Source organism: Streptomyces sp. NPDC059718, assembly GCF_042733315.1.
Taxonomy (GTDB): domain Bacteria; phylum Actinomycetota; class Actinomycetes; order Streptomycetales; family Streptomycetaceae; genus Actinacidiphila.
The window spans coordinates 80,875-96,001 of the sequence record NZ_JBHWGA010000036.1 but is presented as its reverse complement, the minus strand read 5'-3'; the positions used below and the strand labels follow the sequence as shown (position 1 = coordinate 96,001).

Sequence of the window (15,127 nt, the reverse complement as noted above, 5' to 3'; positions counted from 1 at the left end):
GGTCGCCCCGGCTGGGGCGACCAGGGCGACCGGGAGCTCGCGCGGCCGTGAGACGCGGCGGCGCCGGGTCAGCGGCGACGGCCGCGGCGGCGCCGGGCGCCCGCGCGGCGGGCCGGACCCGGCAGGCGGACCGCCACGAAGAGGGTGACCAGCCACGTCACCACGAAGGCACACACGACCGCGAGCAGGGTCGTGACGGTCGCGGCGATCAGCAGCCCGAAACACACGATCGCCAGCAGCGCCAGCAGCAGGGCGCGTGGCCGCCGCAACAGGTCAGCCGGGGCCGGGCGTGGGCCCGACTCCGGGTCCAAGCGCATCGTGCGCAACTGACGTTCCAGTACGCCGTCGTCGCGCAACAGGTCCTCGATCTCCGCCAGCGCACGCCGTTCGCGCTCCGTGAGCCCCGAACCCTCCATCACCGCCCCCTCCACCACCCGCCCATGCCTGTTCCTTACCCCGAATGGCGGAAGGGATGAGGGGTACTCGGTCGCGGAGTCGCAGAATGTCCCGGTGTCGTGACGGAGGGATCCCGATCATGTTGATGGCCCATCCCGTGGTTCTGCACATGCTGGTCGAGCAGTACGAGACGCTTCGGGCGGCGAACGCCGACGACGGCGGATACGAGGCGCGCAGCCGGGTGGAGGACGTGGCGTACACGCTGTGCGTCGCCACGGGGACCACGGACGTGGAGGCCGCGCTGGCCGCCGCCCGCGGCAGGCTGTCGGGGGCACGGCCGGCGGACGGTCGGGGCCATGGTTCCTGAGGCCGGGCCGCGTGAGCGGCGGGCTCCCGGGTACGCGCCCCTCAGCGGAAACGGCCCGAACCGGGAGGAACGCATGACGACGAACGCCACGCCCCCCAACGATCCGGTGCCCCCGAACCCCACCCCGTCGCCCGGCCCCCTGGGCCCGGAGCCCGGTCCGGCCCCCGGACCCGTGCCGCCGGTCGGCCCGGACCCGCTGCCGCCCACGCCCGCGCCGCCCGGGCCGGACCCCGTGCCCCCGGACCCCACGCCGCCGGGCCCCGGACCCGAACCCGGGCCGCTCCCGCCGCCGGGCCCCAGCCCGCAGCCCGCGACCTGAGGGGAGCCGGCCGCGCCCGCGAAGGAGGCGCCGGCGGCGTGCACTTCGGCTTCCGCTCCGTGCCGACCGAGGACCACCCGCCGGAGCGGGCGGACTCCAAGGGTGTCCTCGCTGCCGGGGAGTACGGCGGCGGCACGGTCATCGCCTGGGACGAGGGCGGCTGCCGGCCGCTCGCCGACGGCCCGTTCGCGCGGGCGCTGGAGCACGGTCACGCCTCGTTCCGGCTGGACGGCTCCAAGCTGCCGCACGGGCGGTTACCCCCACACCCGAACCCGGGGCGGCCGTGACCGTGCACGGCGGGGTCGTCGCGATGGGCCCTCGGGGGCGTGGACAGGGTCGTCGGCCGGACGCGAGCGGCGAACGTGCCGCAGCCGGTCGCGTACGTGTGGCTGCGGCACGCGGGCCGAGACGGCACCACCGGGGGCCCGGCCACATGGGGTGCTCAACAACCCTGACGCCATGGATTGACATGTCCGCCTCACGCATCGACGCTTGAGAGCGCTCTCAGCACCTTTTCGCCCCTCGTGGCGTCCCTCCGCCCCCACACAAGGAGGAAGCGCGTGCACATCCCACGCAAGCCCCTCGCGGCCCTGCCGGCCGCGCTGCTGATGACGGTCGGCCTCGCCGTCCTCGGCACCACGTCCCCCCGCGCCGAGGCCGCCGTCCCCGCCACCATCCCGCTGACGATCACCAACAACTCCGGCCGCAACGAGTCCGTGTACCTCTACGACCTGGGCACCGAGCTCGCCACCGGGCGCCAGGGCTGGGCCGAGGCCAACGGCACCTTCCACCCCTGGCCGGCCGGGGGCAACCCGCCGACCCCGGCGCCCGACGCCTCGATCGCCGGCCCCGCGAACGGCAGGTCCGTCACCATCCGGCTCCCCAAGTTCTCCGGCCGTGTCTACTTCTCCTACGGCCGGAAGCTGGACTTCCGGCTGACCACCGGGGGCTTGGTGCAGCCCGCGGTGCAGAACCCGTCCGACCCCAACCGGGACATCCTCTCCAACTGGTCCGAGTACACCCTCAACGACTCCGGGCTGTGGATCAACAGCACGCAGGTGGACATGTTCTCCGCCCCGTACGCCGTCGGCCTCCAGCGCGCCGACGGCAGCAGCACCACCACCGGGCACCTCGTGCGGGGCGGATGGAACGGCTTCTTCGCCGCCCTGCGGGGCCGGCCGGGCGGCTGGGCGAACCTCGTCCAGACCCGCGCCGACGGCACCGTGCTCCGCGCCCTCTCCCCCGGCCACGGGATCGAGACGGGCGCGCTCCCGCGCGCCGTGATGGACGACTACGTCAACCGCGTCTGGCAGAAGTACTCCACCGCGACGCTCACGGTGACCCCCTTCGGCGACCGGCCCGGTACGAAGTACTACGGGCGGGTCTCCGGCGGCGTCATGAACTTCACCGACATCTCCGGGACCGTCGTCACCTCGTTCCAGAAGCCCGACGCGGACAGCGTCTTCGGCTGCCACAAGCTGCTGGACGCACCGAACGACCTCGTGCGCGGCCCGATTTCGCGCACGCTGTGCGCCGGCTTCAACCGCACCACCCTGCTCACCAACCCCGCCCAGCCGGACACGAGCGCGGCCGGCTTCTACCAGGACTCCGTGACGAACCAGTACGCCCGGGAGATCCACGCGCGGATGGCCGACGGCAAGGCGTACGCCTTCGCCTTCGACGACGTGGGCAACCACGAGTCGCTGGTCAACGACGCCAACCCGCAACAGGCGTCCCTCACGCTTGACCCGCTGGACTAGGCCGCCGGCCCCAGGGCCGGGCCGACCGGGCTGGATTGTCGGTGGCCCGGCCTAGGGTGGGGACGACACAGGCACCGCGACGAGAGACTGGAAGTCCCCATGACGACCCTTTCCGACCGTCCGAACACCGCGCTGCTCGTCATCGACGTGCAGAACGGGGTGGTGGCCGGCTCCCACAACCGGGACGACGTCATCGCCAACATCAACACCCTGCTCGGCAAGGCGCGGGCCGAGGACGTGCCCGTGATCTGGGTGCAGCACTCGGACGAAGGCCTGCAGAAGGGCAGCGAGAGCTGGCAGTACGTGCCGGAGCTCGTGCGCGAGGAGCCGGAGCCGCTGATCCACAAGCGCTACGGGGACTCCTTCGAGGACACCGAGCTGGAGGCGGTGCTCGCCGACCGCGGCGTGGGCCGGCTCGTCGTCACGGGTGCCCAGACCGACGCCTGCGTCCGCTCGACCCTGCACGGCGGGCTCGTCCGGGGCTACGACGTCACGCTCGTCGGCGACGCGCACACCACGGAGGACCTCAGCGCCTACGGGGCGCCGGGCCCGGAGTCGGTGATCGCGCACACCAACCTCTACTGGAAGCACCAGAGCGCCCCCGGGCGCCGCGGCGGCACCGTCGACACCGCGGACGTCTCCTTCGCCGCGGCCGAGACGGGCTGAGCCCTCCGGGCCGACGACCCGTGGGTCCCCGGCGGCGACCGCCCGTCGGGGCTCACGGCGCGGTCCGGTAGTGGTAGGCGCGCAGCCGGCTGAAGCCTGCCCGGTCGTAGAAGCGCGCGGGCCGCCCGCTCCTGCAGAGCGCGCAGGGTGTCCGGACCGCCCGCGGTGGACGGCGACGAAGCCGGCACGCCCACCCTCCCGATCCGCGGGGCTCGGTCCCCCCCGCAGATCATGGCCCATCAGCGGGCGCCGTGTCCCGCGGGGACCGCCGCGGTGTGGATCGGTCCCGTCGTGCCGCTGAGCGGGGACCCGGAGCCGCCGCGCCTTCCGGCGATGATCTCGGCCGCGATGGAGACCGCCGTCTCCTGAGGGGTGAGGGCGCCGATGTCGAGGCCGATCGGCGAGCTGAGGCGGGCGAGTTCGACGTCGGTCAGGCCCGCGTGCCGCAGGCGTTCGAGGCGGTCCTCGTGGGTGCGCCGGGAACCCATCGCCCCGACGAAACACAGGAACGGTAGGCGGAGGGCCACCTCCAGCAGCGGCACGTCGAACTTCGGGTCGTGGGTGAGGACGGCCACCATCGTACGGGCGTCGACGCGGCCCGCCGCGGACTCCGCGGCGAGGTAGCGGTGCGGCCATTCGACGACGACCTCGTAGGCGTCGGGGAAGCGGGCCGCGGTGGTGAACACGGGGCGCGCGTCGCAGACCGTGACGCGGTGGCCGAGGAGCGCGCCCTGGCGGGCGAGGGCGGCGGCGAAGTCGGTGGCGCCGAAGACCAGCAGGCGGGGCGGCGGCGCGTAGGAGCGGACGAAGACCCGCCGTTCGCCGTAGCGGCGCTGCGCGCTCGTGCCGCGGGCGAGCATGGCGCGGGCGTCCCCGGCGACGGCGTCGTCGAGGACGGCGGAGCCGAGGCCGCCCGAGCGTGCCCCGGGGCGTACCACCATGCGGGTCCCGGCACCCGGACCGGCGACCACCGTTGCCACCGCGACCGCCCGGCCCGCCGCCATGTCGTCGAGGACGGCGGGCAGTTCGGGGAAGGTCGCCGGGGAGACCGGCTCGACGAAGACGTCGATGGTGCCGCCGCAGGTGAGGCCGACGGCGAAGGCGTCGTCGTCGCTGATCCCGTACTGCTGCAGCTGCGGCGTCATCGTACGGACGACCTCCCGCGCCACCTCGTACACGGCGGCCTCGACGCATCCGCCGGACACGCTCCCGGCGACGTCGCCCTCGGCGGACACGGCCATCGCCGCGCCCGGGGGACGGGGCGCGCTGCGGTAGGCGCAGACGACGGTGGCGAGTCCGATCGTGCGTCCCGCCGCGTACCAGGCCCGGAGCGGGCCCGCGAGCTCTCGCACCGCGGGCCTCAGACGAGCCAGACGATGAGCAGGACGAGCACGACGACCGCGACGGCGGCCGGGATCGCCCGCTTGAGCACGGCGCCCCTGGCGACGCCCATGAGGTCGATCGGCTCGGGTTCCGCCGTGGGCCGCACCGGGCCGGGTGCCGGCTCGCGCGCGGGTGCCGGGCCTTCGGCGTCGCCTTGCGAGCCCCCCTCCGCGGCCCCTTCCCCGCCCCCTTCCCGTTCCGCCTCGGTGCTCTCCGCGGCCGGAGGCGCCGAGGGAACCGGTGCCGTGGTCGACGGCTCGGTACCGTCCCCGCCGCCACCTCCGCCCCCGCCGACCGCGGCGGGCTCGGGGGCGCGCTCCTCGGCCAGTTGCCGCTCCAGGGCTTCCACGAACTGGCCCAGCAGCTTCCTGCTGACCTCTTCGATCATGCCCTTGCCGAACTGCGCGATCTTCCCGGTGACCGTCAGCCGGGTCTCCACCGTCACCGTCGTCGCCTCGCCCTCGGGAACCAGCCGCGCGGTGATGCGCGCGTCGGCGTTGCCCTGGCCCCGGGCGTCACGGCCGCGCGCCCGCAGCACCGCGGTCCGGTTCGCGGCGTCCTGCTCCTCGAAGGCGGCGGTGCCCTTGTACTGGACGGTCACCGGACCGACCTTCACCTTCACGAGGCCGTTGTACGTGTCGCCGTCCCGCCCGGTGAGCTGGGCGCCCGGCATGCACGGTGCGATCCGCTCGACGTCGGTGAGCAGGGCCCAGGCCTGGTCCGGCGGCAGGCTCACTCGGAACTCGTTGGTGAAGTCCATCGAGGGCAGACCTCTCTTCCGGTCGTGGCGTCATCGGCGGTCCCGGACGGTGCCCACACCTTGGGCCCGCCGTCGCGGGCCGTCAACGCGCAGTTCAGCGTTCGCTTAAGACGCCGATCGCACGGCCGCCCGAGGAACCCGCACGCCCGGGCGTCAGCTCCAGAGCGTGACGTGGACGGGCGGCCGGAACTCCGTGAGCGGGACGCCGTTGGAGCGGGCGAGCAGGGCCTGCGTGGCGGCGGGGGTGGTGACGAACCGGCACAGGGCGGCGGCGACGGCGGAGCGGCGGTCGGAGGCGAGGGTGCTCGCGTACAGCATCCCGTTGATCGGCATGCCGAGGACGTCGAGGACGACGAGGTGCGAGCGCCGCAACTCCTCGCGCACGACGTGCAGCAGGGCCAGCGTCACCCCGTCGCCCGCCGCGACGGCGTTGAGCGAGGCGGTCACGCTCGGGAAGGCGGTGGCCTTGGCGGGGTCGACGCCGATGCGGGCGAGGAAGGCACCGGCGAGGGTGTCGGGGTCCATGCCGGCGGGTCCGAAGAGCCAGGGCTCGCGACCGAGCCGCCCGGGGGCGATACGGGAGTGCTGCCGCAACGGGTGACCGGGCGCCGCGACGACGACCAGCTGGAAGCGGAGGAAGGGCACGGACTCGATCGCCGGGTGCGGGGCGGGCGCGGGCCCGATCGTGACGTCGGCCCTGCGGTCCCTGAGCAGTTCGCCGAAGACGCCGACGGGGACCGCCAGCGTGTCGGCGTCCAGGTCGGGCTGGCGCCGTCCGAACGACGCGAGGAGGGCGGGCAGCACCTGCTCGGCACCGGTCTCGGTGGACGCCACGCGCAGTTGGACGGTGCCGGCGCTGGCCTGCCGTACGCGGTGGCGGGTCTCCTCCGCCAGGCCGACGATCTCGGCGGCTCCCGCGGCCAGGCGCTGTCCGCCCGGGGTGAGGCTGATGCCGCCGCCCGAGCGGATGAAGAGGACGTCGCCCAGTTCGCGGCGGAGCGCCGCGACGGCCCCGGACACCGCGGGCTCGGTGACGCCCAGCGACTCGGCGGCAGCCTTGACCGATCCCAGTCGGGCCACGGCGACGAAGGCCCTCAACTGCGTGAGCGTCATGGGGACATTACATCTGTTCGAGCGTCAACTGTCTCAGTCCGTATTAACCATTCTCTTCAGTTGCCGTTGACCGACCCCGCCCGCGGCGCGAGTGTTCCCCCCACATGCACCCCGCATCGACCCACACCGTCCACCGTCCGGGCAGGGAAGGAGGGTGCCGTGCAGGTACCCGCTTCGTTCGAGTACCAACGGGCGCAGAGCGTGGAGGAGGCCCTGGAACTGCTGGGGCGCTTCGGCGAGGAGGCCAGGGTCCTCGCGGGAGGGCACAGCCTGCTCCCCATGATGAAGCTGCGTCTGGCCGGGCCGGAGGTGCTCGTCGACATCAACGACCTCACCGAACTCGACCACATCGACGAGACCGGCGGCGAGCTGCGGGTCGGCGCCCTCACCCGGCACCGCACCCTGCTGGAGTCGCCGCTGGTCGGCCGGCACTTCCCGATCATCCACGACGCCGAGCGGGTGATCGCCGACCCGCCGGTCCGCAACCGCGGCACCATCGGCGGCTCGCTGTGCCAGGCCGACCCGTCCGAGGACCTGTCGGCGGTGTGCGCGGCGCTGCACGCGGTGGCCGTGATCCGCGGCGCGGACGGCGAACGCACCGTCGCCATGGCCGACTTCCACCGCGGACCGTACGAGACGGCGGTCGGCGCCGGGGAGATGCTCACCGAGGTGCGCTTCCCGGTCCTGGCCCACTCCGGCAGCGCCTACGAGAAGCTGGAGCGCAAGGCCGGTGACTGGGCGGTGGCTGCGGCCGGAGTGGCGCTCTCCCTCGACGACGGTCGCATGACGCACGTCGGGGTGGGTCTGGCGGCGGTCGGCGCCGACGGGCTGCACGCGGAGGCGGTGCAGGAGCTGCTGGAGGGCCGTGAGCCGTCGCCGGAGCTCGTCGAGGAGGCCGGGCGCGTGGCGTCGGCGAGCTGCTCGCCCGTCACCGACAGCCGCGGAGCGGCCGAGTACAAGCGGCACCTGGCCGGAGAGCTGACCAAGAGGGCCCTGCGGCGCGCCGTCGCCCGGGCCACCGCCCCGGCCGCGGCCGCGAAGGAGGGATGACGGACGTGCGGATCACGGTGAACGTCAACGGCGAGGACCACACCCGTGAGGTGGAGGCCCGCCATCTCCTCGTCCGGTTCCTCCGCGACGACCTGGAGCTGACCGGGACACACTGGGGCTGCGACACCAGCAACTGCGGCACCTGCGTGGTGCTGATGGACGGCGAGCCGGTCAAGAGCTGCACGGTCCTGGCCGCCATGGCCGAGGGCCATGAGATCCGCACCGTCGAGGGGCTGGCGGACGGCGACCGCCTCGACCCGGTGCAGCAGGGCTTCATCGAGGAGCACGGGCTGCAGTGCGGCTTCTGCACCCCGGGGATGATGCTCAGCGGCCGGGCGCTGCTGGACCGCAATCCCGACCCGTCCGAGGACGAGGTACGCGAGGCCATCTCGGGGCAGCTGTGCCGGTGCACGGGCTACCTCAACATCGTCAAGGCCATCCGGTGGGCCGCCGCCCACGAGGCGGACAGCCGTGCGGAAGCGGGGAGCCAGGCATGACGACCGTCGATGAACCCGCCGCGCCCGCCGCCGAGGAGCGGCCGATCGGCTTCGGCCGGATGAAGCGCAAGGAGGACCCGCGCTTCGTCCGCGGCAAGGGCCGTTACGTGGACGACGTGAAGCTGCCGGGCATGCTGCACGGCGCGGTGCTGCGCAGCCCGTTCGCGCACGCCCGGATCGTGTCCATCGACACCTCCGCCGCCGAGGCGCACCCCAAGGTCAAGGCCGTGATCACCGGGGAGACGCTGGCCGGGCTCGGGCTGGCGTGGATGCCGACACTGTCGATGGACACCCAGGCGGTGCTCGCCACCGACAAGGTGCGCTTCCAGGGGCAGGAGGTCGCCTTCGTCGTGGCCGAGGACCACTACGCGGCCCGCGACGCGATCGAGCTGATCGACGTGGACTACGAGCCGCTCGACCCCGTCATCGACGCCCGCCGCGCCCTCGACCCGGCCGCTCCGGTCATCCGGGACGACCTGGAGGGCCGCACCGACAACCACATCTTCGACTGGGAGGCCGGCGACCGGGCCGCCACCGACGAGGTGTTCGCCGGCGCCGACGTCGTCGTCGAGCAGACGATGCTCTACCCGCGCGTGCACCCCGCCCCGCTGGAGACCTGCGGTGCGGTGGCCTCCATGGACCCGGTCGACGGCAAGCTGACGCTCTGGACGACCACCCAGGCGCCGCACGCGCACCGCACGCTGTACGCGATGGTCGCGGGGCTGCCCGAGCACAAGATCCGGGTCATCTCCCCGGACATCGGCGGCGGCTTCGGCAACAAGGTCGGCATCTACCCCGGGTACGTGTGCGCGGTCGTCGGCTCGATCGTCACGGGCAAGCCGGTCAAGTGGGTGGAGGACCGCTCGGAGAACCTGATGAGCACCTCCTTCGCCCGCGACTACCACATGACGGGTCAGATCGCGGCGACCCGCGAGGGCCGGATCCTCGGTGTGCGCGTCAAGGTCCTCGCCGATCACGGCGCCTTCAACTCCACGGCGCAGCCGACGAAGTACCCGGCGGGCTTCTTCCACATCTTCACCGGCTCGTACGACATCGAGGCGGCGCACTGCGAGGTCACCGGCGTCTACACCAACAAGGCGCCAGGCGGCGTCGCCTACGCCTGCTCCTTCCGCGTCACCGAGGCGGTGTACCTGATCGAGCGCATGGTGGACTGCCTCGCGGCCGAGCTCGGCGCCGACCCCGCTGAGCTGCGGATGCTCAACCTGCTGCGGCCCGAGCAGTTCCCCTACCAGAACAAGACCGGCTGGGAGTACGACTCGGGCGACTACCCGGCCTGCCTGCGCAAGGCCATGGACCTCGCCGGCTACGAGGAGCTGCGCCGCGAGCAGGCGGACAAGCGCGAACGCGGTGAACTCATGGGCATCGGGCTGTCGTTCTTCACCGAGACGGTCGGCGCGGGCCCGCGCAAGCACATGGACATCCTGGGCCTGGGCATGGCCGACGGCTGCGAGCTGCGCGTCCACCCCACGGGCAAGGCCGTGGTGCGGCTGAGCGTGCAGACGCAGGGGCAGGGCCACGAGACGACGTTCGCGCAGATCGTCGCCGAGGAACTGGGCATCCCGCCCGAGGACATCGACGTGGTGCACGGCGACACCGACCAGACGCCCTTCGGGCTCGGCACCTACGGCTCCCGCTCCACCCCCGTGTCCGGCGCGGCCGCCGCACTGGTGGCCCGCAAGGTGCGGGACAAGGCACGGATCATCGCGGGGGCGATGCTGGAGGTGTCGCCCGACGACCTGGAGTGGACCAAGGGCCGCTGGTCGGTCAAGGGCGACCCGGCGATGACCCGGACGATCCAGGAGATCGCGCTCGCGGCGCACGGGGCGCTGGAGCTGCCGGAGGGCGTCGAGGGCCATCTGGAGGCCACCACGGTCTACAACCCGCCCAACCTGACCTACCCGTTCGGGGCGTACATCTGCGTGGTCGACGTCGACCCGGGCACGGGCGCGGTGAAGGTGCGGCGCTTCATCGCGGTGGACGACTGCGGGACGCGCATCAACCCCATGATCATCGAGGGGCAGGTGCACGGCGGCCTCGCGGACGGGGTCGGCATGGCGCTGATGGAGTTCATCGGCTTCGACGAGGACGGCAACTGCCTGTCCGGCTCCTTCATGGACTACCTGCTGCCGACCGCGCTGGAGGTGCCGGCCTGGGAGCTGGGGCACACCGTCACACCGTCCCCGCACCACCCGATCGGCGCCAAGGGCATCGGCGAGTCCGCCACCGTGGGCTCGCCCCCCGCGGTGGTCAACGCGGTGCTCGACGCGATCGGCGTGCGTCACGCGGACATGCCGCTCACGCCCGGCCGGGTGTGGCAGGCGATGCGGCACGGCCAGGTCGAGGCGCCGCAATGAGCCAGGCCCCGGTGCTGGACGCGCGGATCGCCGAACTCACCGCGCGACACGTCCCGTTCGTGAGGGCGACCGTGGTGCGCGCCCGCCGCCCGGCGAGCGCGCGCCCCGGCGACACCGCCGTGGTGCTGGAGGACGGCCGGATCGAGGGGTTCGTCGGCGGCGTCTGCGCGGAGGCCACGGTCCGCGCGCAGGCGCTGCGGACGCTGGCCAGTGGCGAGGCGCTGCTGCTGCGGATCTCCCCGGAGGCGGCGGACGAGGGCGCCGGCGTGGAGCCAGAGGCGGAGGACGGGGCACTGAGCCTGCGCAACCCGTGCCTGTCGGGCGGGGAGCTGGAGATCTTCCTCGAACCCCGGCGCCCCGTCCCGCGCGTCCTGGTGCTGGGCGACACGCCCATCGCCCGGGCCCTGACCGGCTTCGGCCCCGCCCTCGGCTACGAGGTCGCGGGGCCGCCCGCGGGCGGGTTCACCGCGCAGGCGCTGTCCGGGGTCCGCGCGGTCGTGGTGGCCTCGCACGGGCGGGACGAGGAGGCCGCGCTGACGGCGGCGGTGCGCGCGGGCGTGCCGTACGTCGGGCTGGTGGCCAGTCCCCGGCGCGGGGCGGCGGTGGTCGGCGGGCTGGACCTGACGCGGGAGCAGCGGGACGCGGTCCGTACGCCCGCGGGCCTGTGGATCGGCGCCCGTACGCCGGGCGAGATCGCGCTGTCCATCCTCGCCGAGGTGGTCGCCTCGGTGCGGGGCGGGGACGGGGCGCAGAGCGCGGCCCCGGTGGGCGATCCGCCCGCCGCGGGAGAGCCCGCACCGCCCACCGCGCTGGACCCGGTCTGCGGGATGACGGTGGCCGCCGTGCCGGACACCCCGCACTCCGACGCCGGGGGCGAGCGCCGCTGGTTCTGCTGCGCGGGCTGCCGCACGGCGTTCGAGGCCGACCCCGCCCGCTACGCGGAGGCACGGTGAGCACGTTCACGCAGGAGCGCGTCCCGGACCCCGCGGGTCTGCGCCGGGCGCTCGACGAACGCGGCTACCTCGCGGACCCGGGGCTGGTCACCGCGCTGTTCCTGGCGCTGCGGCTGCCGCAGCCGCTGCTGCTGGAGGGCGAGGCCGGGGTCGGCAAGACGGAGGCGGCGAAGGCGCTGGCCGGTGTGCTGGGCGGCCCGCTGGTGCGGCTGCAGTGCTACGACGGCCTCGACGCGGCGGAGGCCCTTTACGAGTGGAACCACGCGCGCCAGCTGCTGGGCATCCGGCTCGCCGAGGCGCGCGGTGAACGGCTCGCCGAGGCAGACCTGTTCACGGAGGAGTACCTGCTGCGGCGCCCGGTGCTGACCGCGCTCACCCATCCCGGCCCGGAGCCCGCGGTGCTGCTGATCGACGAGATCGACCGGGCGGACGACGACTTCGAGGCCTTCCTGCTGGAGGTGCTGGCCGAGTCGGCCGTGACGATCCCCGAGGTCGGCACCATCCGTGCCGTGGTGCCGCCCGTCGTGGTGCTCACCTCGAACCGCACCCGTGATCTGCACGACGCCCTGAAGCGGCGCTGCCTCTACCACTGGATCGACTACCCCGACCCCGAGCGCCTGGTGCGGATCGTCCGCCGCCGGGTGCCCGGGACCTCGGCGGAACTCGCGGAGGCGATCTCCGCGGCGGTGCGGCGGCTGCGCGGCCTGGAGATCCAGAAGGCACCGGGCATCGCCGAGAGCATCGACTGGCTCGCGGCGCTCGCCCTGCTCGGCGTACGGCGCCTGGACGCCGAGGCCGCGGGGGCGACCCTGGGCACGCTGCTGAAGTACCGGGAGGACCAGGAACTGGTGCGGGACCGGGGCCTGGAGTGGCTCGTGGGCAGCGGCCGTGACGCCTGAGCCGGCGTCCGGGCCGGCGCGGCCGCTGCCGCTGCCGCTGTTCGACACGGCGGAGTTCGGCGGCCGGCTCGGCGAGGCGCTGCGCCGGGCGGGCCTGCCGGTCACCCCCGAGCGGACGGTGTGCTTCCTGCGGTCGCTGCGGCTGGTGCCGCCGGTGGACCGGGAGGCCCTGTACTGGACGGCGCGGCTGGCCTTCGTCACCGACCGGGAACTCGTTGCGCCCTTCGAGCGGGTCTTCGAGGGTGTGTTCGGCGGACTCGGGGGCGTTCCCGCGGAGCGCGGCGACCGTACCGCCGCCCCACCGGACGCCGCCGAGGACGCCGCGCGGGCGGCCCCGTCCCCCGGCGCCCGCACGGCACCGGGCCCGGCCCCCGCCGGGACGGGGCCGGCGCGCACGGCGGCCGCGCCCCGCACCGGGGAGGAGGCGGACGGCCGTGCGGGGACGGTGCCGACGCTGGGCAGCACCGCGGAGGCCGTCGCCCACAAGGACTTCGCCGCCCTGGACGCGGCGGAACTGGCCGCCCTGGACCGGCTGATGGAGCTGATCGTGCTGCGCACCCCGCTGCGCAGGACCCGGCGCCGCGACACCGACCCGCACGGCCCCCGGGTGGACCCGCGCGGCACGCTGCGCGCGATCCGCACGACGGGGCTGGAGCCCGTACGCCTGGCCCGGTCGCGCCCCCGGCTGCGGCGCCGCCCGCTGGTGCTGCTCTGCGACGTCTCGGGCTCGATGGAGCCGTACGCCCGTGCCTACCTCAGGCTCTTCCCCCGCGCGGCGGCGGTCGGTGTGGCCGCCGAGGTGTTCGTCTTCGCCACGCGCCTGACCCGCCTCACCCCGGTGCTGCGCCACTCGGGGCGGAACGGGGTGGACGCGGCGCTGCGCCGGGCGGGGGCCGCCGCGTCGGACTGGTCGGGCGGCACCCGGATCGGGCACGCGCTGGCGGAGTTCAACGACCGCTTCGGCCGCCGCGGCATGGCACGCGGCGCGATCGTCGTGATCTTCTCCGACGGGTGGGAGGGCGAGGACCCGCGGGCGGTGGGGCGTGAGGCCGCCCGGCTGCGGCGGCTGGCGCACCGCGTCGTATGGGTCAACCCCCGCAAGGCGGCGCCTGGTTACCTTCCGCTCGCCGGCGGCATGGCGGCGGCGCTCCCCCATTGCGACGAGTTCGTCAGCGGCCACACCTTCGCCGCGCTCGCCGAAGTGGCCGAGGCGATCGGCGGAAGCGCGCGAGGAAAAGGAACCGGAAGGGAAAGAGGAAGGACAAGCGGAAGGGGGCGAGGCCGACGGAAATGACGTCCCCGACGGCCCGGCCCCCTGCACTCTCCTTCGATTACCGGGATTTCAGCCCCGGTATTCGCGGGAATCGCGGTACGGATCCTCCTGGTCGCCACCGAATGCCTCGAAGTGCGCGGCGGGAGCCGGGACGTGATAACTCGCCGGTGCCGTGTGGTGAACGGCCTCGGGAGCCGGGCGGTTCTCGTACGGGCGGGAGCCGAATTCCTCCCGCGGCGCCGCACTCGCGTTCCCCACGACCTCGACGGGATTCACCAGGACGGCGAAGAGGACCAGCAGCACCTCGATGCCCAGGCCGATGATGAGCGGGGCGACGAGGGTGATCCCGGTGACGCCGTCCTCACTCACGACCCCCGACACGCTCCGTACCGCGACGGCCGTCATGGCCGTGTAGTGCATGCCGCTGATGGCGATCGCCATCACCAGCGAGGCGCCCACCGTCGCGCGGGCCCCTGTCACGCGCAGGGTGAACCAGAGCGCCACGGTGGCGGCCACCACCGCGATGACCACCGAGAGCACCACGAGCGTGGTCGTGTACTCGAAGGTGCCGGGGAAGCTCAGGGCCGCCATGCCCAGGTAGTGCATCGCGGCGACGCCGATCCCCGCGCCGACTCCCCCGGCGAGCAGCCCGACCCAGGACCGCTTCAGGCCGGCGACCAGCATGCCGACGCCCACGATCACGATCGCGACGACCAGGCTGAGCGCGGTCAGCGGCACGTCGTAACGGAGTTCGACACTTTGCCCCGGCCGGCGGCACCACGCGTATCGCCACCGGTGACGGGGCGTCGGCGTCTACCCTGTGGGTCATGCACCAGCCCCGACGGCGCGACCGGCGTCCGGCTCGCCCTGCGAGGCCGGGGCCCAGCGAGCGCCGGGTCGCGCCCGTGGAGTTGGCGGGGGCCGGTGTCCTGGTCGTCGGCCTCTTCTCCGCGAAGGAGAAGGACTTCGCCGCGCTCATGGATTCGGCGGCCGCGGAACTGGCGGCGCGCGGTGCCCGGGTCGTCGGGCGGATCGTCCAGCGGCGCGGTGTCTCGGACGGCGGGGTCACGAAGATGGCCCTGCCCTATTCCTCACGGACCCTGCTGAGCCACGGGAAGGTCCGTGAGGCAGCCGCGGCCTGCGAAGCGGCCGATGCCGACGCGGCGGTCTTCGTCGCCCCTCTGACCGAGCGCCAGCGGCGCGTGCTGACGGGGATGCTCGGCTGTCCGGCCGTGAGCCTCTCCGAGATCCTCGCCACGGGCCGGCACCGCCCGCCCGACTCGTCCACGGCGTGACGCGGCGCTGCCGGACGACGC

At 74.0% G+C, this 15,127-nt stretch carries 16 protein-coding genes and 1 pseudogene; 11 read left to right on the top strand and 6 right to left on the bottom strand.

Annotated elements, in window-relative coordinates; genetic code table 11:
• Nucleotides 1-68: 68 nt before the first annotated feature.
• Nucleotides 69-416 (bottom strand): DUF3040 domain-containing protein, encoded by a 348-nt coding sequence (locus ACFV3E_RS32865; protein ID WP_500538002.1) that lies wholly within the window; start codon nt 414-416, stop codon nt 69-71.
• Between the two features lie 119 nt (nt 417-535).
• Here ACFV3E_RS32865 and ACFV3E_RS32860 point away from each other — a divergent pair, with 119 nt between their 5' ends.
• The 4 genes from ACFV3E_RS32860 to ACFV3E_RS32845 all read left to right on the top strand — a co-directional run bounded on the left by ACFV3E_RS32860 (nt 536) and on the right by ACFV3E_RS32845 (nt 3,508).
• Entirely contained in the window at nt 536-763 is a 228-nt protein-coding gene (locus ACFV3E_RS32860; RefSeq protein ID WP_500538000.1) for a DUF5133 domain-containing protein, read from the top strand.
• Between the two features lie 357 nt (nt 764-1,120).
• A complete protein-coding gene (locus ACFV3E_RS32855; protein WP_500537998.1) occupies nt 1,121-1,369 on the top strand; it encodes a DNA polymerase ligase N-terminal domain-containing protein in 249 nt (82 codons plus the stop codon).
• Between the two features lie 321 nt (nt 1,370-1,690).
• Entirely contained in the window at nt 1,691-2,842 is a 1,152-nt protein-coding gene (locus ACFV3E_RS32850) for a glycoside hydrolase family 64 protein (protein WP_500538010.1), read from the top strand.
• Between the two features lie 99 nt (nt 2,843-2,941).
• A complete protein-coding gene (locus tag ACFV3E_RS32845; RefSeq protein WP_500537996.1) occupies nt 2,942-3,508 on the top strand; it encodes a cysteine hydrolase family protein in 567 nt (188 codons plus the stop codon).
• Between the two features lie 239 nt (nt 3,509-3,747).
• On the opposite strand, the gene ACFV3E_RS32840 is transcribed toward ACFV3E_RS32845, so the two are convergent.
• From ACFV3E_RS32840 to ACFV3E_RS32830, 3 genes are all read right to left on the bottom strand, one after another.
• A complete protein-coding gene (locus tag ACFV3E_RS32840) occupies nt 3,748-4,860 on the bottom strand; it encodes an XdhC family protein (RefSeq protein WP_500537994.1) in 1,113 nt (370 codons plus the stop codon).
• 8 nt (nt 4,861-4,868) lie between these two features.
• The gene (locus ACFV3E_RS32835) at nt 4,869-5,651 is read right to left on the bottom strand and encodes an SRPBCC family protein (protein WP_500537992.1); all 783 of its coding nucleotides are present in this window, start codon (nt 5,649-5,651) and stop codon (nt 4,869-4,871) included.
• Nucleotides 5,652-5,804: 153 nt separating this feature from the next.
• Complete coding sequence (locus tag ACFV3E_RS32830) at nt 5,805-6,764, bottom strand: LysR family transcriptional regulator (RefSeq protein ID WP_500537990.1); 960 nt, start codon at nt 6,762-6,764, stop codon at nt 5,805-5,807.
• Nucleotides 6,765-6,923: 159 nt separating this feature from the next.
• On the opposite strand from ACFV3E_RS32830, the gene ACFV3E_RS32825 reads away from it, so the two are divergent.
• From ACFV3E_RS32825 to ACFV3E_RS32800, 6 genes are read left to right on the top strand one after another with little or no spacing between them, the layout of a single operon-like run.
• A complete protein-coding gene (locus ACFV3E_RS32825) occupies nt 6,924-7,814 on the top strand; it encodes an FAD binding domain-containing protein (RefSeq protein ID WP_500537988.1) in 891 nt (296 codons plus the stop codon).
• On the top strand, nt 7,811-8,311 hold the full coding sequence (locus tag ACFV3E_RS32820) for a (2Fe-2S)-binding protein (protein WP_500363479.1): 501 nt from the start codon (nt 7,811-7,813) through the stop codon (nt 8,309-8,311). The genes ACFV3E_RS32825 and ACFV3E_RS32820 overlap by 4 nt, the downstream gene beginning before the upstream one ends.
• Nucleotides 8,308-10,686: an aerobic carbon-monoxide dehydrogenase large subunit gene (locus ACFV3E_RS32815; RefSeq protein WP_500537986.1), complete on the top strand. Its 2,379-nt coding sequence runs from the start codon at nt 8,308-8,310 to the stop codon at nt 10,684-10,686. Before ACFV3E_RS32820 ends, ACFV3E_RS32815 begins: the two co-directional genes overlap by 4 nt.
• Nucleotides 10,683-11,639 (top strand): XdhC family protein, encoded by a 957-nt coding sequence (locus tag ACFV3E_RS32810; protein ID WP_500537984.1) that lies wholly within the window; start codon nt 10,683-10,685, stop codon nt 11,637-11,639. Before ACFV3E_RS32815 ends, ACFV3E_RS32810 begins: the two co-directional genes overlap by 4 nt.
• Entirely contained in the window at nt 11,636-12,538 is a 903-nt protein-coding gene (locus ACFV3E_RS32805; protein WP_500537982.1) for an AAA family ATPase, read from the top strand. Before ACFV3E_RS32810 ends, ACFV3E_RS32805 begins: the two co-directional genes overlap by 4 nt.
• Nucleotides 12,528-13,832 (top strand): vWA domain-containing protein, encoded by a 1,305-nt coding sequence (locus ACFV3E_RS32800; RefSeq protein ID WP_500537980.1) that lies wholly within the window; start codon nt 12,528-12,530, stop codon nt 13,830-13,832. The genes ACFV3E_RS32805 and ACFV3E_RS32800 overlap by 11 nt, the downstream gene beginning before the upstream one ends.
• Nucleotides 13,833-13,880: 48 nt before the next feature.
• Here ACFV3E_RS32800 and ACFV3E_RS32795 read toward each other — a convergent pair whose 3' ends face one another.
• On the bottom strand, nt 13,881-14,480 hold the full coding sequence (locus ACFV3E_RS32795) for an MHYT domain-containing protein (RefSeq protein WP_500538008.1): 600 nt from the start codon (nt 14,478-14,480) through the stop codon (nt 13,881-13,883).
• A pseudogene (locus ACFV3E_RS32790) lies at nt 14,457-14,555 on the bottom strand (MHYT domain-containing protein); the annotation flags it as partial. The gene ACFV3E_RS32795 and the pseudogene ACFV3E_RS32790, both read right to left, overlap by 24 nt.
• Before the next feature lie 83 nt (nt 14,556-14,638).
• Between ACFV3E_RS32790 and ACFV3E_RS32785 the strand changes: the two are divergent.
• Nucleotides 14,639-15,106 (top strand): hypothetical protein, encoded by a 468-nt coding sequence (locus ACFV3E_RS32785; protein ID WP_500537978.1) that lies wholly within the window; start codon nt 14,639-14,641, stop codon nt 15,104-15,106.
• Nucleotides 15,107-15,127 lie beyond the last annotated feature (21 nt).

What these genes read in the sequence shown, in the direction of transcription:
- ACFV3E_RS32835 (WP_500537992.1), bottom strand. Translation starts at nt 5,651, where the DNA reads ATGGACTTCACCAACGAGTTCCGAGTGAGCCTGCCGCCGGACCAGGCC.
- ACFV3E_RS32850 (WP_500538010.1), top strand. Translation starts at nt 1,691, where the DNA reads ATGACGGTCGGCCTCGCCGTCCTCGGCACCACGTCCCCCCGCGCCGAG.
- ACFV3E_RS32785 (WP_500537978.1), top strand. Translation starts at nt 14,639, where the DNA reads ATGCACCAGCCCCGACGGCGCGACCGGCGTCCGGCTCGCCCTGCGAGG.
- ACFV3E_RS32810 (WP_500537984.1), top strand. Translation starts at nt 10,683, where the DNA reads ATGAGCCAGGCCCCGGTGCTGGACGCGCGGATCGCCGAACTCACCGCG.
- ACFV3E_RS32860 (WP_500538000.1), top strand. Translation starts at nt 536, where the DNA reads ATGTTGATGGCCCATCCCGTGGTTCTGCACATGCTGGTCGAGCAGTAC.
- ACFV3E_RS32830 (WP_500537990.1), bottom strand. Translation starts at nt 6,764, where the DNA reads ATGACGCTCACGCAGTTGAGGGCCTTCGTCGCCGTGGCCCGACTGGGA.
- ACFV3E_RS32865 (WP_500538002.1), bottom strand. Translation starts at nt 416, where the DNA reads ATGGAGGGTTCGGGGCTCACGGAGCGCGAACGGCGTGCGCTGGCGGAG.
- ACFV3E_RS32845 (WP_500537996.1), top strand. Translation starts at nt 2,942, where the DNA reads ATGACGACCCTTTCCGACCGTCCGAACACCGCGCTGCTCGTCATCGAC.
- ACFV3E_RS32820 (WP_500363479.1), top strand. Translation starts at nt 7,811, where the DNA reads ATGACGGACGTGCGGATCACGGTGAACGTCAACGGCGAGGACCACACC.
- ACFV3E_RS32815 (WP_500537986.1), top strand. Translation starts at nt 8,308, where the DNA reads ATGACGACCGTCGATGAACCCGCCGCGCCCGCCGCCGAGGAGCGGCCG.